The sequence below is a fragment of the Nocardia sp. NPDC049220 genome (assembly GCF_040647855.1).
Taxonomy (GTDB): domain Bacteria; phylum Actinomycetota; class Actinomycetes; order Mycobacteriales; family Mycobacteriaceae; genus Nocardia.
Genome location: NZ_JBEZDA010000003.1, coordinates 333,675 through 357,784, shown reverse-complemented (window position 1 = coordinate 357,784; position 24,110 = coordinate 333,675). Strand labels below are relative to the sequence as shown.

At 66.6% G+C, this 24,110-nt stretch carries 21 protein-coding genes; 11 read left to right on the top strand and 10 right to left on the bottom strand.

The window, feature by feature from the left end:
* Window positions 1-31: 31 nt before the first annotated feature.
* Window positions 32-2,437, top strand: a complete 2,406-nt coding sequence (locus AB0C34_RS13195; RefSeq protein ID WP_357070857.1) for a hypothetical protein — start codon at window positions 32-34, stop codon at window positions 2,435-2,437.
* A 316-nt stretch (window positions 2,438-2,753) separates the two neighbouring features.
* Window positions 2,754-3,923 (top strand): hypothetical protein, encoded by a 1,170-nt coding sequence (locus AB0C34_RS13190; RefSeq protein ID WP_357070854.1) that lies wholly within the window; start codon window positions 2,754-2,756, stop codon window positions 3,921-3,923.
* Between the two features lie 569 nt (window positions 3,924-4,492).
* Here AB0C34_RS13190 and AB0C34_RS13185 read toward each other — a convergent pair.
* From AB0C34_RS13185 to pdxH, 4 genes are all read right to left on the bottom strand, one after another.
* Window positions 4,493-4,852: an FKBP-type peptidyl-prolyl cis-trans isomerase gene (locus AB0C34_RS13185; RefSeq protein ID WP_357070852.1), complete on the bottom strand. Its 360-nt coding sequence runs from the start codon at window positions 4,850-4,852 to the stop codon at window positions 4,493-4,495.
* Between the two features lie 39 nt (window positions 4,853-4,891).
* The gene (locus AB0C34_RS13180; protein ID WP_357070849.1) at window positions 4,892-6,205 is read right to left on the bottom strand and encodes a citrate synthase; all 1,314 of its coding nucleotides are present in this window, start codon (window positions 6,203-6,205) and stop codon (window positions 4,892-4,894) included.
* 192 nt (window positions 6,206-6,397) lie between these two features.
* On the bottom strand, window positions 6,398-7,678 hold the full coding sequence (locus AB0C34_RS13175) for an MFS transporter (protein WP_357070846.1): 1,281 nt from the start codon (window positions 7,676-7,678) through the stop codon (window positions 6,398-6,400).
* A 68-nt stretch (window positions 7,679-7,746) separates the two neighbouring features.
* Window positions 7,747-8,475 (bottom strand): pyridoxamine 5'-phosphate oxidase, encoded by a 729-nt coding sequence (gene pdxH / locus AB0C34_RS13170; protein WP_357070843.1) that lies wholly within the window; start codon window positions 8,473-8,475, stop codon window positions 7,747-7,749.
* Window positions 8,476-8,596: 121 nt separating this feature from the next.
* On the opposite strand from pdxH, the gene AB0C34_RS13165 reads away from it, so the two are divergent.
* Window positions 8,597-9,745, top strand: a complete 1,149-nt coding sequence (locus tag AB0C34_RS13165) for a citrate synthase 2 (protein ID WP_357070840.1) — start codon at window positions 8,597-8,599, stop codon at window positions 9,743-9,745.
* Between the two features lie 408 nt (window positions 9,746-10,153).
* On the opposite strand, the gene AB0C34_RS13160 is transcribed toward AB0C34_RS13165, so the two are convergent.
* Window positions 10,154-10,798: a hypothetical protein gene (locus AB0C34_RS13160; RefSeq protein WP_357070837.1), complete on the bottom strand. Its 645-nt coding sequence runs from the start codon at window positions 10,796-10,798 to the stop codon at window positions 10,154-10,156.
* Between the two features lie 64 nt (window positions 10,799-10,862).
* Here AB0C34_RS13160 and serC point away from each other — a divergent pair, with 64 nt between their 5' ends.
* The 3 genes from serC to AB0C34_RS13145 all read left to right on the top strand — a co-directional run bounded on the left by serC (window position 10,863) and on the right by AB0C34_RS13145 (window position 14,322).
* Window positions 10,863-11,987, top strand: a complete 1,125-nt coding sequence (gene serC, locus AB0C34_RS13155; RefSeq protein ID WP_357070834.1) for a phosphoserine transaminase — start codon at window positions 10,863-10,865, stop codon at window positions 11,985-11,987.
* A 189-nt stretch (window positions 11,988-12,176) separates the two neighbouring features.
* Complete coding sequence (gene sepH / locus AB0C34_RS13150) at window positions 12,177-13,253, top strand: septation protein SepH (RefSeq protein WP_357070831.1); 1,077 nt, start codon at window positions 12,177-12,179, stop codon at window positions 13,251-13,253.
* Between the two features lie 316 nt (window positions 13,254-13,569).
* On the top strand, window positions 13,570-14,322 hold the full coding sequence (locus AB0C34_RS13145; protein ID WP_357070828.1) for a hypothetical protein: 753 nt from the start codon (window positions 13,570-13,572) through the stop codon (window positions 14,320-14,322).
* Here AB0C34_RS13145 and AB0C34_RS13140 read toward each other — a convergent pair.
* Window positions 14,319-14,618 (bottom strand): DUF2537 domain-containing protein, encoded by a 300-nt coding sequence (locus AB0C34_RS13140; protein WP_357070825.1) that lies wholly within the window; start codon window positions 14,616-14,618, stop codon window positions 14,319-14,321. The genes AB0C34_RS13145 and AB0C34_RS13140 overlap by 4 nt on opposite strands.
* Window positions 14,615-15,418: an RNA methyltransferase gene (locus AB0C34_RS13135; RefSeq protein WP_357070822.1), complete on the bottom strand. Its 804-nt coding sequence runs from the start codon at window positions 15,416-15,418 to the stop codon at window positions 14,615-14,617. Before AB0C34_RS13135 ends, AB0C34_RS13140 begins: the two co-directional genes overlap by 4 nt.
* Window positions 15,419-15,541: 123 nt before the next feature.
* Here AB0C34_RS13135 and AB0C34_RS13130 point away from each other — a divergent pair, with 123 nt between their 5' ends.
* The 3 genes from AB0C34_RS13130 (at window position 15,542) to AB0C34_RS13120 (ending at window position 17,600) form a co-directional block, all read left to right on the top strand.
* Window positions 15,542-16,744: a GNAT family N-acetyltransferase gene (locus AB0C34_RS13130; protein ID WP_357070819.1), complete on the top strand. Its 1,203-nt coding sequence runs from the start codon at window positions 15,542-15,544 to the stop codon at window positions 16,742-16,744.
* Between the two features lie 74 nt (window positions 16,745-16,818).
* Window positions 16,819-17,226: a YccF domain-containing protein gene (locus AB0C34_RS13125; protein ID WP_357070816.1), complete on the top strand. Its 408-nt coding sequence runs from the start codon at window positions 16,819-16,821 to the stop codon at window positions 17,224-17,226.
* A 128-nt stretch (window positions 17,227-17,354) separates the two neighbouring features.
* A complete protein-coding gene (locus tag AB0C34_RS13120) occupies window positions 17,355-17,600 on the top strand; it encodes a hypothetical protein (protein ID WP_357070813.1) in 246 nt (81 codons plus the stop codon).
* Window positions 17,601-17,669: 69 nt separating this feature from the next.
* Here the strand turns inward: AB0C34_RS13120 and AB0C34_RS13115 are convergent, their stop codons facing one another.
* Entirely contained in the window at window positions 17,670-18,107 is a 438-nt protein-coding gene (locus AB0C34_RS13115) for a MarR family transcriptional regulator (protein ID WP_357070810.1), read from the bottom strand.
* Between the two features lie 63 nt (window positions 18,108-18,170).
* Here AB0C34_RS13115 and AB0C34_RS13110 point away from each other — a divergent pair, with 63 nt between their 5' ends.
* Window positions 18,171-18,410: a DUF2530 domain-containing protein gene (locus tag AB0C34_RS13110; RefSeq protein WP_357070806.1), complete on the top strand. Its 240-nt coding sequence runs from the start codon at window positions 18,171-18,173 to the stop codon at window positions 18,408-18,410.
* Window positions 18,411-18,426: 16 nt separating this feature from the next.
* Here AB0C34_RS13110 and AB0C34_RS13105 read toward each other — a convergent pair whose 3' ends face one another.
* Window positions 18,427-20,478: a neutral/alkaline ceramidase gene (locus tag AB0C34_RS13105; protein WP_357070803.1), complete on the bottom strand. Its 2,052-nt coding sequence runs from the start codon at window positions 20,476-20,478 to the stop codon at window positions 18,427-18,429.
* 125 nt (window positions 20,479-20,603) lie between these two features.
* On the opposite strand from AB0C34_RS13105, the gene AB0C34_RS13100 reads away from it, so the two are divergent.
* A complete protein-coding gene (locus AB0C34_RS13100) occupies window positions 20,604-21,221 on the top strand; it encodes a TetR/AcrR family transcriptional regulator (RefSeq protein ID WP_357070800.1) in 618 nt (205 codons plus the stop codon).
* A gap of 7 nt (window positions 21,222-21,228) precedes the next feature.
* Here the strand turns inward: AB0C34_RS13100 and AB0C34_RS13095 are convergent, their stop codons facing one another.
* Complete coding sequence (locus tag AB0C34_RS13095) at window positions 21,229-24,057, bottom strand: ATP-binding protein (RefSeq protein ID WP_357070797.1); 2,829 nt, start codon at window positions 24,055-24,057, stop codon at window positions 21,229-21,231.
* Window positions 24,058-24,110 lie beyond the last annotated feature (53 nt).

The following is a 24,110-nucleotide window of genomic DNA, read 5'->3' as shown; positions in this document are numbered from 1 at the left end:
GATCTGGATTCCGGTTGTGGGACAAAAATGTATGCCGCTGTTCATCGAGCTTGAACCGGACTCCAGCCTCAACATCTCGAGCGCGTGGGACATGGACTGGTCCCTGCGAGCTGTAGTGAAGCGATGCCGTGACTGGGCGCGCGCCACCCGTCGACGACACGTCACCGTCCGCGTCCTGGTCAGTTTGCTGCTTCTCCTGGCTGCCACGATCGTCGCCAGCGGCGCGGCCGACGCCGTCGCCTTGGCTGGAAGCACATCTACCATCGACGGACTCGCCTGGACCGGCATCAAGGACTCGTCCGGCGTTCCGTTGTCGAGCTACATCTTCGCTACCCAGCCGAGCCTTTTCAACGTAAAGGGCGGCGGGGTGTCGATAATACTGGGGCTTCTCTTCGCGATCTTCATGGTCTTGGTGATCGGCGCCATCTGGATCGCCCTGTTCGTGGCGAATTTCGATTGGCTGAATTGGCTCGGCAAACCGTTTAGCGCGGTCGCCGACGGCCTCACTGCCACGTTGGCCACCCCACTCATGTTGGTCGTGGCGGTCACGATCGGCGGGGTCTTCGTAGCGGTGTTCATTCTGCGCGGAAACCCCGCCAAAGCTGTCGTGCAGGTCACTGCAATGTTTATCGTCGCCTTGTCCGGGGCCGCATATCTTGCGAACCCGATGGCCGATGTGCTGTCGTCGCATGGCCTCCTGGCCCAAGGACGCGATGTCGGTATAGCGGTCGCCGCGGGTTTGAACGGCCAGTCGAATCCGAATCCGACATCGATAGTCGAGGGATTCAGCACGACCTTGGCGGACAATTTCGCGCGGCATCCGGTGCAGGTGTGGAATCTCGGCCAAGTTGTCGACGATTCGCCCAGCTGCCGCGCAGCATGGACATCGGCGGTCCTGGCAGGCAGTGAATCACAGCTTGCGGACGGTATGCGGCAGTGCGGCAACTCCGCAGCTCGCGGCAGAATAGAGAACCCCACATTCGGACAGGTCGGTACCGGCTTGGTGCTGTTGATCTTCGGGACGATTCTACTGATATTCCTGGCCTACCTCTCGATCAAGATCTTCCTCGCCGCACTCTCGTCGATATTTCATGGCCTCCTGGCCATTTTCGGTTTCGCCGCCGGCGGATTCATATACGGTCCCACCCAGGCGTTCTTGGTCCGCAACCTCGTCGGCATGGCCGCCGATGCCTTTTCGATGGTTGTTCTGTTCTCATTCGAAGGCGGCTATATTCTGGTGCTGGACAGCGTTTTCCGGTCCGCGCCCGAGAGCGGTATAGCGGTGATCTTCGTCGGCGGCATAGTGCTTATCGCGGGCTTTGTGCTGTTGCGCCGTCTCGACCTGAACCTGATCGGTGGCGAGAGCCGGATTTCCGAGAAGATTCGCGCAATACTCGAGGGCAGGCCGGTCCCGACCTTCGCCGGTGACACAACAGGCCAGGGATCTCTCCGCTACGCCCTGTCACCCGGCCACGCCATCGGAAGATCACTGAGTCTCCTCGCGGAGATCAACGGAAACCCCGCGACCTCCTGGCTTTTCCGGCGGCAGAACCCGTTCATGTACTACTCGAAGTCTCTGCAGGACATGAACTATCTGAGTTACCAAATGCTTCTGGGTGAGGTGCCGGAACGGGCTATATCAGGATTCCCGGGCAGGAATATCGCGGTCGCACGAGCGCACGACAATGCTGCCCTGGCCGCCTCGGAGATCGCCAATTTGGGAGGATTCAACGCACGCTCCGCCGCAGTGGCTGTCACGAGGGTGCGCGACCTCGGCGGCAGTGTGGCCGAGGCCATGAGCGCTATGTCCGCCGTCAGCGCCAGGAGCGGTTCCGGCGGTTGGACGAGCGACCAGATCAGACGGGCAGGCCGAGCGGCAATACAAACAGCGAGCGGCGCCGAGGACAACCCGGCAATGTACGCCCCCCTGGCTCAGGCCGCCGCGGCATTGGACCTCGCGGGTCGCAACGGGCATTTCACCGATGCGAGAGGCGAGGCCTACCGAGCTCGCGCCGCAGAAGAGGCAGGTCTGTTCCGCCGTCGCACCCGCCCACCCTCGAACCTCCAGCGCGACTACGGCGACGGCGAAGATGGCTCACTGGTCCACGCGGTCATGCGGAATCACGCAACGTATGAGGATTTCCTGACCGCTGTGGGCAGCGCCTACGTGGACGTGGCCGACGCCAACGGCAACATGCGCAGAGTCCCCGGCTCTGGAGGGAGAGAAGGCGCCATCGAAAACTTCGCCAGAGCCGACGAGGACACTCGCCTCTACATCGGAAACCGGCTCGCCTTGGATATGGAACTACACGCAGACAACGTGATGGCAAACCCGAACGATCCGGCCGTTCTGCGGGCAGCAATGCAGGTCAAGAGCAGAGCCATGAATGTCGATCGACTGCTATCCGGCACCAATATAGGACCGTGGACGAACTGATGAGTGGCCGGTTGGTTCGTCGGAAGCTTCGAAACCATCTGGTCATTCTTCTTCGCCGGTTTGCTCGCCGCGGGCAGGAAGCCGGATTTCAGCCTTCCTTCCCGTAGCCGCGCGGGACTTCTCCGGATTGCGAACCCGGAGAGGGCGAACGGAGTCGATCATCGGTTTGCGCAAGACCGAGGTCGTCATCCGACACGAGCCATAGGGGGACTCGAACCCGCAGCGCCGCAGGCACTGCCGAACAAACACATCCCTTATCCAATTCTCAGAGAATCGCCAATGCTCGGGCCATAACCAGCGCCTAGGGTCTGCGTGCGTGATCGGAAAACGCTCCCGCGCGGCACTTCTCGCCGTAGCCCTCGTCGTGTCCGGGTCGGTTGGCGCTGGCATCAGCGGGTGCAGCCGTTCGGACCGCAGTCCAATCGGTATCGCACTGGTCAACGCCGATACCGGTCCAACAGGTGAACGCGTGGTCGAGGCGCTGCGCGAAAGCGGCGGCTATGAATGGACTGTCGCGAAACCTGGCGAGGCGAGCACCGCCGACTATGCCGCGGTGATCACGCTGCCCACCGATCTCACCGAGTCCATGGCAACCCTGGCCGGCGTGCAGCCGAAGCGGGCGAAGGTCACCGTGGCCACGCACGCGGATGCCGACGTCACCTTGGTGAACGGCGCGGTGGGCGCGGTGACGCATCGGATCGGCGCGGCGGGTGTGGACGCTGCGCTGGCCGCGGTCTCGCAAGCCCGTTCCCAGATGTCACAGGTCCAGTTCACCACTCAGCTGCTCAGCGCGGGAGTGAATACGGCAGTGGCAGGCGCCGGCCAGTTCAGCTCCGGCGCCGAACAGATGTTGGGTTTCCTGGATTTCGCCAAAAAGGGCTCCACCCAGTTGACTTCGGCTATCGCTCTGCTCAACTCGACGGTAGCCGGCGCAACGTCGCAGGCGAATCAGCTCGCTGCCGCATTGGATTCGACCGGCGTGACCATCGCTCAGGTGGAGCAGACGGCGAGTGCGGTCGGCGGAGGACTCGACCAGATTCTTCCGCTGCTGCGCGCGCTGCCGTTCGCGGACGATCCGGCGCTGGCCGACATCATCGGCAAACTGGAAGCGCTGCGCGACGTGTCCGGCCAGGCAGGCTCGCAGTTGACCGGTCTCGGCTCGCTGGTCGGCGACGCGGTCGACCCGAACACCGATCTCGGCACATTGCTCCGCACCGTCGTGGACCGTTTGTCCAGCGCCAGCACACAGTTGGCTGCAGGTGCGAAGCTCGCCGAGGGCCTGCCGCAACTCGCCGAGCAGGGTGGCGCTCAATTGGTCAGCGCTGTCAGCCAGCTCACCGCGGGTGTCAGCCAGATGCAGAGCATTGTCAACAACCTGAGCACCCAGACCGACAAAGCTGTTGCCACGCTCCCGCAACGCAGCAGCACCCAGCAATCCGCCCTCGCACTCGCACTCACCGACCCGGTCGAAATCGTCAAGGAATAGGCGAGATACGACGGTGGCCCGTATCCCTCAGTGCGGGACATGGGCCACCACCACAATCGACCATCACGCGATAGTTGTACGAACTCCGCGGCCGCCGACCGATACAAATAGCGAACTCATCCACCGAATCAGCACAGTCACATTCCGAGCGAAGCAGGTCAGAGTGCTGCGCGCCCCGGCGTGGATGTTCCGAGTGAAGCTGGTCGGGGGGCGCTGCGAGTGCCGCCGCGGGTGGGGAATTCGCTACTTCGCGCCGGCGAGACCAAGCATTCCTCGGTCGCCGTGTCAGCGAGACCAAGTATTCCCCGTTCACGCCGCGTCTCGCGTCCAACCCCCAAGGGCCCGTATTCCCGACCGCCACGAACACTGACAAACACCGCACACGACCCCACAAATATCCCCATCGGCTCACCCCCACTTCCGAGCGAAGCGAGACCGACCATTCCGCGTTCGCGGCCCGGCTCGTGTCCGAGTGACCGCTGCGTCCGCGACGAAGTCGCAAGCAGCGGTCGCTCGGACGCGAGCCACCCAGGGGCCGCGAACACGCGGCGCCGCAGGCGCTGCCAAAACTATTGCGCGTTCAGCAGATCGATCACGAAGACCAGTGTCTTGCCGGACAGTCGGTGTCCGGAACCGGACGGGCCGTAGGCCAGTTCCGGTGGGATGGTCAGCTGGCGGCGTCCGCCGACCTTCATGCCGGGGATTCCGTCCTGCCAGCCTTGGATCAGGCCGCGCAGCGGGAAGGTGATGGATTCACCACGGTTCCACGACGAGTCGAACTCTTCGCCGGATTCGAATTCGACGCCCACGTAGTGCACCTCGACGGTGCCGCCGGGCACGGCTTCCGTGCCCTCGCCTTCGATGATGTCCTTGATCACCAGTTCGGTGGGCGCGGGCCCTTCCTGGAACTCGATTTCCGGTTTGGTCATTCGGCTATCCCCTTCGATAGATGGATGGATGGAAATTCGTCAACGGTTGGTGATCTCGTGGTAGTCGCGGGCGCCGTAGCCGGTGTAGATCTGCCGAGGACGGCCGATCTTCAATGGCTCGCTGTGCATCTCACGCCAGTGCGCGATCCAACCGGGGAGCCGGCCCATCGCGAACAGGACGGTGAACATGCGGGTCGGGAAGCCCAGCGCCTTGTAGATGACGCCGGTGTAGAAGTCGACGTTGGGGTACAGGCGCCGCTCGACGAAGTAGTCGTCGGTGAGTGCGGCCTCTTCCAAAGCCTGGGCGATCTCGAACAGCTCGTCGGCGCCGCCCAGTTTGCTCAGGATGGCGTCGGCGTGTTTCTTGGCGATGGAGGCGCGCGGGTCGTAGTTGCGGTAGACGCGGTGCCCGAAGCCCATCAGCTTCACGCCGTCTTCCTTGTTCTTGACCTTGCGGATGAACTCCTTGACGTCGCTGCCGTTGGCCTTGATGCCGTCGAGCATCTCCAGCACGGCCTGGTTCGCGCCGCCGTGCAGCGGACCCCACAGAGCGTTGATTCCGCCGGACACCGAGGTGAACAGGTTGGCGTCGGATGAGCCGACCAGGCGGACGGTCGAGGTGGAGCAGTTCTGCTCGTGGTCGGCGTGCAGGATGAGCAGCATGTCCAGCGCCGCGGCCATCTCCGGGTCGACCTCGTAGGGCTCGGCGGGGAAGCCGAAGGTCATCCGCAGGAAGTTCTCCACCAGGCTCAGCGAGTTGTCCGGGTAGAGGAAGGGCTGGCCGACCGACTTCTTGTACGAGTAGGCCGCGATGGTCGGCAGCTTGGCCAAGAGTCGGATGGTGGACAGTTCGACCTGCTCGGGGTCGCGCGGGTCCAGCGAGTCCTGGTAGTAGGCCGACAGCGCGTTCACCGCGGAGGACAGCACCGGCATCGGGTGCGCGTTGCGCGGGAAGCCGTCGAAGAAGCGCTTGAGGTCTTCGTGCAGCAGAGTGTGCCTGCGGATCCGGTCGGTGAAATCCTCGAGCTCGGCCTGTGTAGGCAGCTCACCGTAGATCAGCAGGTAGCTGACCTCGATGAAGGTGGACGACGCCGCGAGCTGGTCGATCGGGTAGCCGCGGTAGCGCAGGACGCCCGCTTCACCGTCGATGTAGGTGATCGCCGATTTGGTCGGGGCGGTGTTCATGAAACCCGGGTCGTACGTCACGTACCCGGTGCTGGCCAGCAATTTTCCCAGCTCGATCCCGTCGTTGCCCTCGGCGGCCCTGGTGACCGTCATCGGGAATTCCCCGCCAGGGTAGGAAAGGACCGGCTTGGCATCGTCGTCGATGTTGATGATGTTCTCAGCGGGCACGGAAGGATCCCTCTCAGGTTAGAACCATAGGCACCGGGCGCGGTGGCGCACGATGCCCTTGCCTCAACGCTAGCCGTACGCTCATACGGGCAAATACTGAGGGGTAGTCCCGCGGCAGCTCATAATCTCCTCCTGGCCTGGTGCGGTTCGCCGGCACGCCCGGTCGTCGCCGTCCTTCGCTCGCCCTGCTCATCACGCTGGTATTTCGGCATGGACGCGACCGCCACGGTAACGCGCGAAAGCAGGGAAGGCGACGGCCGCGACGACTACGCCGACCACCACCAGCCCTCCTCCCCCGGCCGCGGCTACAGCAGTACCCAGGCTCGCCGCCGCGAAACCGTGGGCAACATCACCGATGCGCGGTCCACCCGCCACGACCACGATGAACACACCCTGCAGCCGGCCGCGCAGATCGTCGGTGGCGACCGTCTGCAGCATGGTGATCCGCAGCGCCGCGGAGACCATGTCGACCGCCCCGCCGAAGGCCGAGCAGGCCAACGCGATCCACAGTCCGAGGCCCAGGCCGAGCCCATGCCCGGTGTAGCCGACGGCCACGCCGAACCCGATCATGGCCAATCCCCACAGCACGATGCAGACGAGCACCGCGAGCCCCTGACGACGGATACGCGGGATCCAGCCGGAGAACACGCCGCCGAGCACCGCGCCCACCGACATCGAAGCGAACAGCGAGCCGAGCGCGGCGCCACCGGTGGCCGGGTCGCCGAAGGTCTCATGCGCGATCTGCGGGAACAGCGCGCGCGGCATGCCGAACACCATGGCGATCACATCCACCGCGAAGGAAGCGAGCAGCACCCGCTGAGTCGCCAGGTAGCCGAAACCGTCCAGCACGGTTCGGAATCCGGCCTTGCGCACCGACCCGGTGGGCGGCAGCGCGGGCAGTCGCCAGACCGCCCACAGCGTGGCGAGCAGGGCGATCGCGTCGATCAGGTAGAGCGTGGCCAGGCCGATCATCGGGATGAGCGCGCCGGCCAGCACCGGTCCCGCGATCGCGCCGAATTGCATCACCGTCATGCTCAGCGAATTCGCCGCGGCCAGTTGGCCTTCCGGCAGCAGACGCGGGATGGTCGCGCTGCGTGTCGGCTGGTTCACCGCGAAGAACGCTTGCTGCACCGCGAACAGACCGAGCACCACCCACACGTTGTCCACCCCGGCGGCCGCCTGGATCCAGAAGGCGAGCGCGGTGAGCCCGGTGCCGGAGTTGGTGACGAGCATCAAGGTGCGCCGGTCCATAACGTCGGCGAGCGCGCCGCCCCACAAGCCGAACACGATCAGCGGCGCGAGACCGAACAACCCGGCCAGCCCGACATAGCCGGAGCTACCGGTGATCTGGAAGATCTGCTGTGGCACGGCGACGATGGACAGCTGCGCGCCGATCATGGTGACGATTCCGGAGGTCCACAGGCGACGGAAATCCCGATGACGGAGCGGGGCGGTGTCGGCGAGCACTTTCACCGGCCGCAGCGTATCGAGTCGCCCGCTACGGCTCGACGCGATATTTCTCACCTACGGCGCGGGAGTGCTCATGGCTGCAACCGTCGGACCGTCATCGTTCCTTCCGCGACGGTGACCTGGATCCGGTTGTGCAGTCTGCCGCGGCGCCCCTGCCAGAACTCGACCTCGTCGGGGCGAAGCAGGAAACCGCCCCAGTGCGGCGGCACCGGAATCTCGTCCACCTCGGCGAACCGCGCGGTCGCCTCGGCCAACGTGCGATCCAGCTCCGCCCGTGACCCGATCGGCTCGGACTGCTGCGAGGCCCACGCACCCAGCTGCGAGTCCCGCGGCCGCGATCGCCAGTAGACCGCCGTCGTCTCGGCAGCGACGCGCTCGACCGCGCCGCGCACGTGCACCTGCCTGCCCAGCGCGGGCCAGACGAACGTGACCGCGGCGAACGGGACGGAGGCCAGTTGGACACCCTTGGCCGAGTCGTAGTTCGTGTAAAAAGTCACACCCTCCGGCGAGAGCCCTTTGCACAGCACGGTCCGCGCGACCGGGCGTGGCGTGCCGCCGACCAGCGACACGGTGGCCAGCACCATGGCGTTGGGTTCGGGGATGCCGACCGCGGTGGCCTGTTCGATCCAGTGGCGCAGGAGCGGTTCCCAGCCACCGGCCAGCCAGTTCTCGTCCAGGTCCACGTCCTCGCCGCTGCCGTACGGCACTCCGCCGTAGTCCGCGCGCATGGCGGCGAGATCGCTGGTCGGCAGGAATTCCGCCGTTTCCGGTCCGCGGGGTGAATTGTCCAGGTCGCGCATGGGCCAGACGTTACTCCGGGGTAGCAACGAGCTATGGTTTGGTGATCGGCATGTACTCGTCAAATTCGAGAACTTCCCAATGACGAGAATATGCGACCCGGAGTGCAAGGAGAGTCGCACCATGACTACCAGCCGTGCGGTTTCCGGTGGTCAGGCCACCGTACCCAGCGATTTCGTCAGCGGCCTCGAGGGCGTGGTGGCGTTCACCACCGACATCGCCGAACCGGACAGGGACGGTGGCGCGTTGCGCTACCGCGGCGTGGACATCGAGGACCTGGTCGGAAGCCAGGTGACCTTCGGTGACGTGTGGGCGTTGCTGGTCGATGGATCGTTCGGCAGGGGCCTTCCCCCCGCGGAGCCGTTCCCACTGCCGGTACACACCGGCGACGTGCGCGTCGACGTGCAGGCCGGTCTGGCCATGCTCGCCCCGATTTGGGGCTACCAGCCGCTGCTGGACATCGACGACGAGACCGCACGGGAGGACCTGGCCCGCGCCTCGGTGATGGCGCTGTCCTACGTGGCGCAGTCCGCGCGTGGCATCTACCAGCCCGCGGTGCCGCAGAAGAAGATCGACGAATGCGCCACGGTCACCGAGCGCTTCATGACTCGTTGGAAGGGTGACCCGGATCCGAAGCACACCGACGCCATCGACGCCTACTGGGTCTCCGCCGCCGAGCACGGCATGAACGCCTCGACCTTCACCGCCCGGGTGATCGCCTCGACCGGAGCGGACGTCGCGGCGGCCTTGTCCGGTGCGATCGGCGCCATGTCGGGCCCGCTGCACGGCGGCGCGCCCGCGCGCGTGCTCCCGATGATCGAAGAGGTCGAGCGGACCGGCAACGCACGGGCTCTGGTCAAGGGCATCCTCGACCGCAAGGAGAAGTTGATGGGCTTCGGCCACCGGGTCTACCGGGCCGAGGACCCGCGCGCCCGCGTGTTGCGTGCCACCGCCGAGCGGCTCGCCGCCCCGCGCTACGAAGTCGCCGTCGCGTTGGAGCAGGCCGCGCTCGCCGAACTGCGCGAGCGCCGTCCGGACCGCGCCATCGAGACGAACGTCGAGTTCTGGGCCGCCGTGATCCTGGACTTCGCCGAGGTGCCCGCGCACATGATGCCCGCCATGTTCACCTGTGGCCGCACCGCGGGGTGGTGTGCGCACATCATGGAGCAGAAGCGGCTGGCCAAACTGGTCCGCCCGGCCGCGATCTACACCGGGCCCGGTCCGCGCAAGCCCGAGGAGGTCGCGGGCTGGTCCGTGGTCGCGCACGCGTAGTCCACCGACCGCCGCGAGGTCCGGCCGCGACCCGGACCTACCGCCTCCGGCGTCGCCGGCGCAACCTCGGCACGGGCCATCGACGGCGTGCCGCCGACAAATCGGCAGTTGACCACTTCGGCGGACGGAACATCGCGATTCTTTCTTGCGGGCACCGCGCATTACGACGATGTCGCGATGTGCGTGCGCGAATCCGTTCCAGCAGCACCGCCGAGTTTCAGCGCGACGTATCGGCCACCCAGGTGCAATCCACGATCAATACCGCAGAGCCGGTGCTATTTCGCTCGGACAAACGAAGCGCCCGCAATTGCGGACCGGTGCGGACATTCGCGAACCAGCGGGCCGCCCTTACTACCGTTTCACCTTCGTCGTACGACCGGCTGACGCTCGAATTGTTCCGCGGCGGAATTATTCGTCGTCGAGCGAGGCGACCCAGTCGATAGCGACGGATTCGCCGCGGTCGACCGTGAAGAAGGCCACCTCGAGATGCTGACCGAGGTCGACAAGACCGAGCGCGGCCAGCGGAACCGGTTGGACCAGCCGAACCCGCCACGGCTTCGGCTCGTCCCAGGCACGTAGTTCGAGGTCGAGGCGCAGCACGGGATCGTCCCGGCCGCTGTAGTCGGCGGCGACCGGCGCGGCGGCGAGCACGGTGGCGTCGGCGCGACGGCCGTCGGACAGGATCTTCGCGATACCGGCCCGTCCCGACACCTCGGGATCGGGCACGTACAGCACCACGCGGTCGCGATCGTCGGTGTCGACCCGGCAGCCCACGACGTCGCCCGGCTGCATCCACTTCAGGTCGGCTTTCGTCATCCGCTGCCGCACCCTGGCCTCGTAGGGGAACTCGCCGTCCAGCTGCACCCGAACCCAGAACACGTGCCCCGGTTCGGTGCGCCGCGGCCGCACGCCGAGGATCGTCGCCGAACCCGATGCCCCGCGAACGAGCAACTCACGCCGCGCCGCGTCCGACACCGATCCGAATCGCAATCCGAAATTTCGCGCCGCCCGACCGCGCGATAACCACCCCGAGTTGGCCGACGGCATGCTCATGGACATCTACGTTAGCTGGAGTGTGGTCCGCGACACAGCATTACCACCGTCTACCCTGTACCGCATGACCACTGCGTTCCCGACCATTCCCGACGACATCAAGCCCGCCGACGGACGGTTCGGCTGTGGCCCCTCCAAGGTGCGACCGGAGCAGTTGCAGTCGCTGGTCAACGTCGGAGCCTCGGTGTTCGGAACCTCGCATCGACAGAAGCCGGTGAAGAGCGTGGTCGCACGGGTGCGCTCGGGTCTGCGCGAGTTGTTCGACCTGCCCGACGGCTACGAGGTGGTGCTCGGCAACGGTGGCACCACCGCGTTCTGGGACGCCGCGGCGTTCGGCCTGATCCGGGAGCGCTCGCTGCACCTGACCAACGGTGAGTTCAGTTCGAAGTTCGCCGCGGTGACCAAGGGCAACCCGTTCATCGGCGACCCGATCGTGGTCTCGGCCGATCCGGGCAGCGCCCCCGAGCCGGTCTCGGATCCGTCGGTAGATCTGATCGGCTGGGCACACAATGAGACCTCCACCGGTGTCGCCATCCCGGTGCAGCGTCCCGCGGGCTCGGAGAACGCGCTGATCGCCATCGACGCCACCTCCGGCGCGGGTGGTCTCCCGGTGAACATCGCCGACGCGGACGTCTACTACTTCGCACCGCAGAAGTGCTTCGCGTCCGACGGCGGCCTGTGGATCGCGCTGATGAGCCCGGCCGCCTTGGCCAGGGTCGAGGAGATCAAGGCGTCCGGTCGCTGGACCCCGGAATTCCTTTCGCTGCCGATCGCCATCGACAACAGCACCAAGGACCAGACTTACAACACCCCGGCGCTGAGCACTCTGCTGCTGTTCGCCGACCAGATCGAGTGGCTCAACGGCAACGGCGGTCTGGATTGGGCGGTCAAACGGACGCTGGACTCGTCGTCGCGGCTGTACGCGTGGGCCGAGTCGAGCGAATACGCCACGCCGTACGTCGCGGACCCGGCGCACCGCTCGCAAGTGGTCGGCACCGTCGATTTCGTGGACTCGGTGGACGCCGCCGCGGTGGCGAAGGTGCTGCGCGCCAACGGCATCGTCGACACCGAGCCCTATCGCAAACTCGGCCGCAACCAACTGCGCATCGGTATGTTCCCGGCGATCGATCCCGAGGACGTCAGTCAACTGATCCGTTCCATCGACTGGGTCGTCGAGAATCTCGGCTGACCGCCGCAACACGCCCGAATTAGACACGCCGCGACAAAAGGCGCGCCACACCGAATAGAGCAGATTAGCGGGGCACGGTAGTCTCCCCGGAGATTTCCGTGCCGCGTGTCCTGCCCCACGAATCACAGATGTGCACTACTGTTTCGAAAAGTGGGCGGTGTCGCGAGTCGACGCGATAAGGAGGTAACGGTGCGTGAGCTTCGAGTGATCGGGGTGACGCCCGACTCCACGCACATCGTGTGTATCGACACCGAGTCCGGTCAGAAGTTCCGGCTTCCCGCCGATGACAAACTACGAGCCGCTGCGCGCGGAGACCTTGCCCGATTCGGCCAGATCGAGATCGAAATGGAAGCAACTATGCGTCCCCGCGATATTCAGGCCCGTATTCGCGCCGGTGCCTCCGTCGAACAGGTCACCGCAGAATCCGGTATGCCGGCCAGTCGTGTCGACCGGTTCGCGTATCCGGTCCTCCTCGAGCGAGCTCGTGCCGCCGAACTCGCCCAGAAGGCGCACCCGGTCCGCCCCGACGGCCCCGCAGTAGACGTTCTCATCGATGTGGTCACCGCCGCCTTCACCGAGCGCGGACACAACATCGAGGGCGCGGAATGGGATGCCTGGAAGGATGAGAAGGGCTACTGGGTCGCCCAGTTGCAGTGGCAGAACGGACGTTCCGAAATCGCCGCGCATTGGCGCTACCAGCCGGACGCGCACGGCGGTTCGGTCTCCCCGCTCGACGATCCGGCCTCCGATCTGATCGATCCGGATTTCGGCCGCGCACTGCGCGGATTGGCAACGATCCTGCCGCCCGAGCCGGAACAGCCCGCGCCGCAGCCGGAACCGGTGGTGGAACCTCGTCCGGTGCCGGCCGCCCCGCCCACTCGCCCGGCGAGCCGCCAGCAGGACCAGCCCACCCTCGACGAGTACTACGATCAGCGCGTTGTCGCGGCTGGCGGCAGTGCCGCCGCGATCACGACGAGCACTTCCGCCAGTACGCCACCCCCCGCGGTGAGCACGCCGCCCCCGCCTGTCGGTACCACTGCGCCCCCGAATGTCGCCGCCTCCGCAGCGACTTCCGTGGCCACCACGGACACCGCGGCTACCCCGCCCTCCGCCGCCCCGCCCGCCGCCGCGTCGACGACTCCCGCTGAGGAGCCCCCGAAGCCCCCCGCGAAGTCTCCGGTGAAGCCGAGTCGCACCAAGCGTGGCAAAGCTCCGATGCCATCGTGGGAGGACGTGCTGCTCGGGGTACGCAGCTCGGGGCACTGATTTCGGCTGCCGCGGCACCGTTTCGCGGTCCGGTCACGACCGAATGATCCTCGCTCCGGCGGCTGTCCGCGTCCGGCCGCCGTCGAACCTGATCAGCAATGCCTCGTAGTGGTCGAGTCCGCGATCAACAATGAATTCTGGTGCTTGCTGGCGTGTTCACGAGCGGAAGGTCCACGCCGGGCGGCACCGAGCGAGTAGATTTTCGATGTGGTCGACGACGTACGTCGGCGTCGAGCGGATCACGCAGACGGTGGGTCGTTCGAACCACCGTGCGTTGCTCGAAGTTCGCGGAGATGATTCGTGCAACTATCGGGAGGTGCCGGAAGTGCTATCGAAAGCGTCAACCCTCTGGTACATCGACGCCCCCGACCCGTGGGCGGTGCTGCGCGCGAACCACGACCCGGACCCGGCGGCCGCCCTGGCTCTCGCGAAGCAGTTGCACAGCGACCACGACGTGCTGCCAATCATGGTCGGCACCCTGGCCGGTTGCGCTGGCCCCGAGGTCGACGAGGTCTATATCGGCTGCTACCCCGGCGTGACCGTGGTGTGCTCGACCCAGGCCTCGCGGGTCCACCCGACCGAGATCCCGGAGTTGCTGGTGCGTCCGCTGGCCTCCGAGCACACCTACTTGGTGTCGTTCGACGCAGCGCACGGCTGGGGCGCGTTCGCGCATTGGGAGCGCGGGGAATTCCGTCGGGCGTTCAGCTCTACCCGGGTGAACATCCTGGAGGACGACGGCCTCCCGCTGGTGTGGGAACGGCCGTACTGGGCGGGCGAGCACCCGGTGCGGTGGCGTGCCGGCGAACTGCCCGACCCCCAGACGCTGCCGTTCGATCCCCCCGATTTCGCCGATGCCGCCAACAACGAATGGCTCGGCTTCCATTACCGCGAACCGGCTGCGAACGGCGCGCTTGTGCCGGGCGACGTCGCGGTGTGCGGATTCACGCTCTACCCGAAGGGCCAGGCGCCCGACCCTGCGACGCGCCCGTTACGGGCCGACGACCATTCGGCGGCCCAACGCAAACGCGGCTTGTTCGGCTGGCTGCGCAGGCACGACCACGTCTCTTAGACTGCCAGCGCGCTCAGCAGCAACGTGATCCATCCGAGCAGCACACCGGCCGCACCGCCGCCGACCACCCACCGGGTCACCGGGGCGAAGCGCCACCGCCACGCGGTTGGCGCCGCGCCGCCGACCGCGATCACATTCACCGCCACCGCGAGCAGTGGGTGAACCTCGGCCAGCGCGGCGCCGAAGGCATACACCGCGGCCGCGGACAACAACGCCACCATTATCGCGACGGTGAGCCCCGCACCCCAGGGGGTCGGGTCCTGATACGACTGGTACGACCGATATTGGCCGGTCATGCGGTCCGGACCCGCTCGTAGAAGGCCATCGCCGCCGCTGTCGCGACGTTGAGCGAATCGGTGCCCGGCGACATGGGGATGCGCGCGAGTAGGTCGGTGGCCCGCATCGCCTCCTCGGTCAGTCCTGGTCCCTCGGCTCCGAGCAACAACGCCACACGTTCCCCTGTCATCGCCGTGGCCAAGTTCGTCGCGGCCGGATTGGGAGTGAGCGCGATGATCTGGAACCCCCTGCGCCGCAGCATATCCAGTCCACTCGGCCAGTCCGGCACGGATGTGAACGGAACCCGCAGCACATGTCCCATCGACACCCGCACCGCACGGCGGTACAGCGGATCCGCGCACCGATCGCCGAACAACACCGCATCGGCACCGAGTCCGGCCGCATTGCGGAACATCGCACCGAGGTTTTCGTGGTCGTTCACGCCCTCGAGCACGACGACGGTCCGCGCTTTCTCGGTGACCTCATCCACGCCGAGCTCGGCGGGACGACGGGCCACGGCGAGCACCCCACGATTGAGATGGAACCCGACCACCTCGGCCATCACCTCCGCCGAGGCGCGGTAGTACGGCACGTCGACCGAGGCTAGGTCGGCGGCGAGCTCGGTGCGCCTTCGCTCCACGCCGAGCAGCGCGGTCGGCGTGAACCGCGAATCCAACATGCGTTGGACCACGACGACGCCCTCCGCGATCACCAATCCCTTGCGCCCGGGAAGATCGGGCCTACGGTCGGCGGACTTGAGGTCACGGAAGTCATCGACCCGTGGATCGGCGGGATCATCGATATCGATCACTTCGGCCACCGCTATATCCTGCCGGGCGGCCCGCCCGCGCCGCCACCGGTGGTCGCCTCATCGTCGTGAGCGCCCCCTCGCACGGGCGAAAACCCGGTGCCGACGCGCGCTCCGGCGTGGGATGGTCGAGGCATGACCGTTCCTGGAATCACCATCAGGTCTGCCACCGCCGAGGACGCGTCCGCGATCCGGACGCTGGTGGAGACGTGCTTCGGCACTCGCTACGACCCTGCGGAACTTGGCCAGGTTCTCCGGTTGTTCCCGCTGGAGGAGGCGATCGTCGCGGTCGAGGGCGATCAGGTCGTCGGCCACGTGCAGTCCACCACGATGGCGGTGACCGTGCCCGGCGGTCGGGCCGTCGACGTGTGCGGCATCGCGGGCGTCGGTGTGGCGCCGACGCATCGGCGCCGAGGCATCCTGCGCGCCATGTACACCGAACAACACCGCCGCATCGAAGCCGCCGGACTGCCGCTGACCATGTTCACCGCCAGCGTCGGCGGCCTCTACGGCCGGTTCGGTTACGGTCCTGCGACACGCCAGAACACGGTCGGCATCGATCGCCGCTTCGCCGAGTTCCTGCCGTCGACACCGGACCCGGGCGGGGTCACGCTGCAGGTACCGAGCGAGGTGCGCAGTGACATCGCGGCGGTCTATGACCGCTGGCGCGCAATGGTGCCGGGCGCCCAAACACGGCCGGAGGCGAGCTGGGACATGCTGTTCGACGACGCACCGCGCTTCCGCGGCGGCGGAACCGACCTTTTCGCGTTGGTGCACGCCGACGGCTACGCGCTGTACCGGTACCACGCCCAGGGCCAGGTGAAGTCGGCCGACGTGGTCGAATTGCGAGCGGTCACCGCCGTAGCCGCCGCCGCGCTGTGGCGTGCCCTGCTCGGACTGGATCTGGTGCAGCAGGTGGCGGCCACACTCACCGACCACGACTCGCTGCCCTACCTGCTGACCGACCCCCGATTGGTCCGCACGACGGCTCGCTCCGACGGACTGTGGTTACGGCTCATGGACATTCCCGCCGCGCTGTCGGCACGGTCCTACTCGAGTGAGTTGGATCTGGTGCTCGCCGTGACCGACCCGTTCCGCAGCGCGGGCGGCACGTTCGCCTTGCGTGTGCGGGACGGGCAGGCGGACTGCGAACCGACAACCGGCCCGGCCGATATCGAACTCGGCATCGATGTGCTCAGCAGCATGTATTTGGGCGCGTATCCGGCGCGGGTGTTCGCGGCGGCCAACCGAATAGCCGTCGCGAACCCCGCGCGACTACGCGCGATCGATGACGCTTTCCGCACACAGCGGGATGCGATGCTCGGCTGGTTCTTCTGACGTCGTCCCGGTGTCCGCCGGCGCAGGGTCGGGAGAAATGTCCGCTTCGGCGTGGGGGCTGGCATGCTGGTTATATGAAGCCGATTCAGCTGGTGCTCAATGTCCTCTGGTTGGTCTTCGCGGGATTTTGGCTCGCACTGGGCTACATTGCCGCGGGGATCGTCTGCTTCATCCTGATCGTCACGATCCCGTTCGGGATCGCGTCGTTCCGGATCGCGGCATACGTCCTCTGGCCGTTCGGCCGGACGACGGTGGACAAGCCCGGCGCGGGCGCGGGTTCGCTGATCGGCAACATCATCTGGTTCATCGTGGCCGGATGGTGGCTGGCTCTCGGCCATCTGTTCACCAGCATTCCGCTGTTCCTGTCGATCATCGGCATCCCGTTCGGATGGGCGAATCTCAAGCTCATCCCGCTCTCGCTGTTCCCGCTCGGACGCGAGATCGTGGACAGCGATCAACCGTTCGCGACTTCCACTAGATAGTGATCTGCATCACATCCGTTAACGCTGCCACTCTCCCGTGCGAAAGTTAACTAGAAAGTAACTGATATCGACGGCGTCTTCGGCGCCCCGATTCCGCAGTTAACCGACTGCACCAGGAGAACTCGTCCATGGCCCATCGCACCGCACGACCGGCCGGCGACCCGGGCACCGCGCCCCTCGCACCGATCGCGATCACGCTCGGGTTGCTGCTACTCGTTGTCGCGGGTACCCAGCTCAACCGCTTGCCGGGATGGGCAGGCGACTACGGCGCGGTCTTGGTCTACCTGGCTTTCATCCTCTATCTGTTGATCGCCGGCAGCCTGCTGTGGTGGGGTGTCGACACCGTCATCCGGTTCAATAGAACGCGACACTGAGCGGGAGCGGCCGTTCGGTACCGGGTGCCGACTACGGCGCGAGTCGCGAATTCCCTTGCGGCCGTGGCCCTACTCGGATTCCGTGACGATCTGCTTCATGATCGCCACGGCTCGGGTCAGCACGACCAGCTGATCGCCGGTGAGCGTCGCGAGTTGTTCGGTCATCCACTCCTCGCGCGCGCTGGTTTCGTCGGCGATGAGCGCGCGGCCCGCGGCGGACAACGAGACAATGATCTGGCGGCCGTCGGTGGGATGCGGCTTTCGCTCGACCAAGTCGAGATCGGTCAGTGAGGCGATGACCCGAGTCATCGACGGCGGCTGAACACGCTCCTTCGCGGCGAGCGCACCCGGCGTCATCGCGCCGTCGCGTGCGAGGGTGGCAAGGGCCGAGAGCTGGGTCAGCGAGATCTGCGCGTTGGCACGGCGACCGCGCAGGTGTCGCGTCAACCGAACGACCGCCAGCGAGAGCTCACCAGCAAGGGCTCGGACATCCGAGGGCGTTGTCACAGTGGCAAACGATACGGGACCGACTACCTGCCGGACGCGGATTATCGCCGCTAGGCTGGGCCCGTGACGCCTGAAGTCCCACAGATTCCGCCGCGCCTGACCGATCCGCGCCCCGTGCTCGCGGTCGGCAGCGCGCTGTGGTCCATCGCCACCGCGGTGGTGTGGGCGGGTGGCGATCGGTGGGAGTCGGCGCGTCCGGTCTGCCTGATGGGCCTGGTGGTCGGCATCCTCGCACTGGGGATCTTCCTGATTCAGCGCCGGGGTGCACGTCGGGGCGACAAAGGCGCGCAGACGGGTCTGTAGCAGGCGCTGGTTGCGCTCAGGCGATCTCGAATTCATCGGTTGTCCCGGTGAACGGCGTCAGCGTGCCATCGGGGCCGAGGCTGGTCGCGTAGTGCTGGAACCGGTAGCGGCCCGTCGCGGCGTCGGCCGGGACATCCCAGGTGAACCGGGCTACCGATACGGCGCCACCGTGCCACCTCCAGAAGAACTTCACGGCCCATTCGCCTTCATTGGCCGTCCGCATCCAGGCACCCGACGCGTTGGTGAACTGCACTTCCAGGAAGGTGCGGTTGCGGCGAGTGTCGTGTTTCGGATGGGCAGAGACGAATTCGGCCGCGACTCGGTCGCCGCGGGCGTAGCACGGCGCGGGCTGAAGCAGCACGTCACCGAATCCACGCCCGGGCGGCGTGGCGTCAATCCCCGGCCCCGGCTGAAAGTTCGGTTGCAGGGTGGATACGTCACGCGGGGCCGGACCGCGCGGCACCGGCTGACCGGCGGCGAATGCCGATGCCAGCCGAGTGAACTCCTGCTGATAGGCGCAGAGCGTGTACCGGCCGAACAGCGTCGAGGCGCCCTCGTACTGTTGGGAGTCGTACTCCTCCGGAGTGGTGACGTATTCGTGATACGCGTTCGCATACCCCTGCATGAGGACCTGTTCCAGCGGAACATTCAGCGCCGCCGCGACCGCGCGGCGGATGCGCAGACCCGCGGTAATGGTGAATTCCGCACCCGCGGCCGCCAGATAGAGCGCGCCGAGGCGAACGAGCTGGATAGGCAACACATTCGGGACCCATGCCACCGGCGGCAGCAGGCCGAGCGGGATCGCGATCGCTTTGGGTGCTTGCGCATCGGTCAGCCAGCCGGGTGCGCGCCCCGGATCGCCGAGCGAGTCGAGAAATGGGTTGCGCACGCCCTCCGGTATCGGGCCGCCGGGCAGGCCGGGACCGTCCTCGACGCTGCCCGCGATCAGGGAAACCCCGGCCGCGGCGGGCGCGGTGCGACGCGGGCGGCCGTCAGGGGTGAACCGGCCGTCCACCGCGAGATCGGCAAGGTCGATATAACAGAGCATCGCCTGCACCGGACCGTCGACCGGCTCCGCGTGGGACAGTGCGTTTTTCGAAGCCAGGTATTGACGCTCGCCGAGGATTCGAGTGTTCTCGAACTCGTCTTCGGTGGGCCCGGAACCGGGCCGCAGGTTCAGATTCGGGGACATATCGCCCGCATTGGTCTGCGCGAAGGCCGCGACGAAATCCGGTGTGCCGTCGAGGTAGCGCACACCGTGCTCGATGTGCTCGGCGCAGAACGCCGCGTAACCTTTATTGTCCGAACTGATCAGGTGGTTCTCGTTGGTCATCGAGGTGTTGTGGGTGGCGAACCACGTGATCGCCCCGATCTGTCTGCCGCCCTTGAACAGGGCCATGGCCGTCACCGCGGGGTCGATGGCGTCGGGGAAATAGTGTTTGTCGGCAGGCGGATTGCGTTCCCAGGCCACTCGCGAGCGGTTCACGCTCGCGTTGTGCAACTCGCCGCGGCCCAGCGCGAGCGTGCCGGGGCCGATGTCGTCATGCGCGGCCGCGATCGCCTCGACGATACCGTTCACCTCCGCGTCATACACCTGCTGCTGAAAACCGAGGATGGACAGGTTGTAGGCGTAGTCGTGACTGGATCCGCCGCAGGTCGCGTGGGAGTGCGTCGAGGTAAGCACCACGTTCTGCTCGGTGTAGCGATCACCGAAGCGGCGGGCCAACTCGGCCAGCACGCCGCGGTGCACAGACTGGAAGATCATGCCGTTCTCGGCTGCCACGAAGACGATCCGCCGCCCACCGCCACCGAGGATGAAGGCGCGAGCCCGGGGACGCAGGTGGATACCCGCGGTCTGCTGCTCGAGCTGTGCGTAGCCCATCATTCCGCATTCGGCGGCGGGGCCGGTGATATCGGAAAGTCCGGCGCCGATCTCGTAGCCGTCCGACCCTGATGCGGCACCTGCCGGATGGCCGAGCGCGCTGCCCATACCCGGCGCCGTGGCAACGGCGAGCGTCGCGGAACCGATCACGGTCCGGGCCAGAACAGTTCTGCGCGATACCCGCACACCCGCCTCCCTTCGGTCCGATGGCAGCCGACCACAAAACTGGTCACTTGTCCAGTCAAGATTTTCGTACCAGTGAATTGACTGCACGCGCCGCGGGCGCTTAACTCCCTTGGGTGTCCTCCCGATTGAGCGTTGAAGAACGACGGACTCACCTTATCGAGGCCGCGATAGGCCTTGCCGAGAAAAAGGGCGTTGCGGGCGTGACCACGCGCGATGTCGCCCAAGCAGCCGGTGTCTCGCTCGGTGTGGTGCATTACTGTTTCGAAAACAAGGACGCGCTGATGACCGAGCTGGTCAAAGCGCTATCGATGGAATTGCGCGATTCCGTGGACGCAAACGAAACGGTATGGCAAGACGTCGGAAGTGGAAAAGAAGCCCTTCAAAAATTGATCCGCGCTGGACTGGAACTCATGTGGCTCAACATCGAAGCCACTCCGGAACGGCAACTGCTCACTTACGAAACGACGACTTACGCACTACGCGAAGGGGAACAAACCCCCGCAAAACTCGCGATCGCGCGCGAGCAATACAACTTCAACGACTCCACCGTCGCCGATATCCTGGAACACGCCCGCGACGCGACCGGGAATCAGTGGTCGGTCCCGGTGCAGACGCTGAGCCGGTTCACGCTCAATGTGATCGATGGCGTCGTGCTGCGCTGGCTGGTGGACGACGACAGCGAAAGCGTGCGCGAGCAGCTCGATCTGCTGGGCGAAATACTCACGGGGTACGCGGCCGAGTAGCCGCGCTTCAGTCCTGCGTGCGCGGCGCGCGGACATGGACCGTCGAGCCGTCCCGCCACCAGGACACGGCTACGGTGCTCACGATCGCGCCACCGAGGCGCACCAGCAGATCGTCGTGCACGACCAACTCGCCCTCCTGCGAGGGCAGGGTGAACAGTTGGCGCAGCACAACTCCCAGCGGTTCCGTCGTCCAGCTCGTGCGCCGTCCTTCGCCGACCACTTCGGCGGTGACCGAATCGGACACCAGCGGAAGATCGAGCAACGTGGCCAGGTCCGACGCGGTTTCGGCGGCACCGGCCACCAAGCGGTCCGGCGGCACCGCCAGGCCGAACCAGGGCTGGTCGAGGACGAAAGCGTCACCGGGATCCACCACGGCGCCCGACAACACGCGGACCCGGTCGGGCGGATCGAGGTCGGTCAGGTCGAGGCGATCCGCGGCAACGGCGGCCGCCAAACGGGAGTGCGTGCGCGACACCACGTCCCCCGCGGGTGTCTTCGCCGGATCGGCGAGCGCAGCCAGCAGCGCGGCCGCCAGGTCCGCGGTGATCGTTTCCGGATCGGCGAGAACGGCACGGAAGCCATCGGCGTCGAGATCGGCTACGGCGAACGTGGGCAGCAAACCGACGAACTCGGTGTCCGCGGGGTGACGAAGCAGCCCGAGCGCCGTGCCGTCGATCTGCGCATATCTGCGCAGCCACCACGCGGTGTAACCGTCGACGTCCGCGAGCAGCCGGTAGGTGCGCGGCGCGGCGGCCAACTGCCGTAACGCTTCCGGCCATGCCGCATCGGCAACCAGTTCGAGGTCGCGGACGGCCGCCAACTCCGGCGGATCGTCCCGCAGGCTCGCCCACCAGTGGTCCTCGTCGTCCAGATCGTGGTCCGGGCCGGTCGGATCGGCCTCGACGACCACGCTGAAGTCCCAGCCGACGCCGACGGCACGCAAGGCGTCCGCGCCATAGCGATCGACCAGAGTGGGGTCCACCGTGCCGAACGGCGCATCCTCGACCAGCAGATCACGCAACGGAGCACCCGGCAGCAGCAGTTCGTCGGCGGGTAGGTATTCGCCTCCGGTGTCGAGCAATTCGAGCGCACTGAGCCAGGACGGCAACGCGACCGGATCGGCATGTGCGGCAAGCCGGAGAACGGCGTCGGCGGTGTCTGGATCGCCGGGGCGATCCTCCAGATCGGCACGTAATGCGAGGTCGCTCAACAGGTCCTCGGCGGTGGCCGAACGCGCGCCGAGCCGGGCCAGCAGCGAATGCGCCGCCTCCGGATGCGCGAGCCTGGCCCAGTGCACCGGGATCGCGACTTCGAGTTGATCGTCCAGCACCACCGTGCGCGGGCCGGTGACCACCCGGCCGTCGGCCAGCGGAACTGCCAACGCGCCCAACTCCTCCGCCGCGAGCGGATCCACGACGAACGGCTCCAGCGCCGCGTACAGCGACGACCACCACGACGGCGGTCGATCCAGGCCACCGGACAGCTCCGCGAGGCGGGCCAACCCGAGCCGGTGCGCGTCCAGCACGTTCATCGCCTCGCTGTGTAGTCCACCAGAGAGCTCCGGGATCACCAACGGGCCGATTACGTCGGCGAGCAGGGTAGCCAGTTCGGGTGTGAGACCGGTGAATACCTGCGCGCGGGTGGGCACCGCGATGTCCGGCGACGTGGACGGATTCGCGGTGAATGGCGAACCGCCGAAGGCCTTATCCGACAGACCGACGTCCACCTGCGCGTCGTCCAGGGCGTATGCCGGTTCACCCTCCGACCTGTCACGCGATCCACCGCCCAACGCGTCCCCCGCCGAATGCGGTTCGCCGCCGACGACGTGCCCGGACGCGGGGCGCGGGGGTACCACGACAGGCAGCCATGGTCGGGTCTGGAGTTCGCGAACCAGAGCTTCGCGGAGCAGGCCATCGGCCTCGCTGCGCGCGAAACCGGGCGCCGGAACGAGCACTAGACGGTCGCGGGCCGGGAGCACACGGGCGAAATCCGCATAGCCCTCGGCCAGTTCGGCGAGCCGGGCGCCAGGCAACAGCCTGCGGCGATCCGGCTGCATGGGAATGTCCGCGATGATCAGGGCGGGCAGGGAAAGCTCTTCGTCGGATCTGGTCGGCGCACGCAGCACATCCGGCGCCGCGGCCACCGGCCTACCGTCGCGCACGGGCAGCAGCCAACGGGCGCGCGGCGCACGATACTGCCACCATGTCCGCTGCTCATCGCCTGGACCGTCGACGTACACCTCGTGCAGTCCGTCGCCCATGTCTTCGGCACTGCTCACGTATTCATCGGAGCCGATGCGGATACGTTGCAAGGCGGGCAGTTCCAGCAGAAGGTCGACAGCTTCGGCGCGCATTCCGGCGAGGAGCGCGTCGGCGTCCACGTCATCGCGCAGGCGGAGCACGACTTCGGTGTCGAAGCCTGGTGTCGGTGTCGACTCGATCGACCAAGCCAACCTCAGCGTCGGCGGGACGAACTCGCCGAGGTCGGTGCCGGGGAGCGGGATACCGCTGTGGCACAGGGCATCTCGAGTCAGAGCGCGGGAGAATCGCAGTGATCCGGACGTCGAGCGCACCTCGATGTCCTCGCTTACCGCGAGCACCGCGGTGAAGCCGACACCGAACCGGCCGACCGAACCGGTATCGGACTTCCCCGACGCACGCAGCGCGGTGAGCGCGTGTACACCGGAGAGATCCAGCGGCACACCGGTATTACCGATGTGCAGGTCGCTACCGTCGAGCCGGACGGCGAGCCGACCGGCGACGCCCGCCTTGCCCGCGGCATCGGCGGCGTTCTGTGCCAACTCGGTCAGCAACCGGTCGCGGTATCCGGCGCGCACCAGATCGGCTTCGGTGGCGGCGTCCTCACGCAGCCGAGTCGGCGAATCACGCC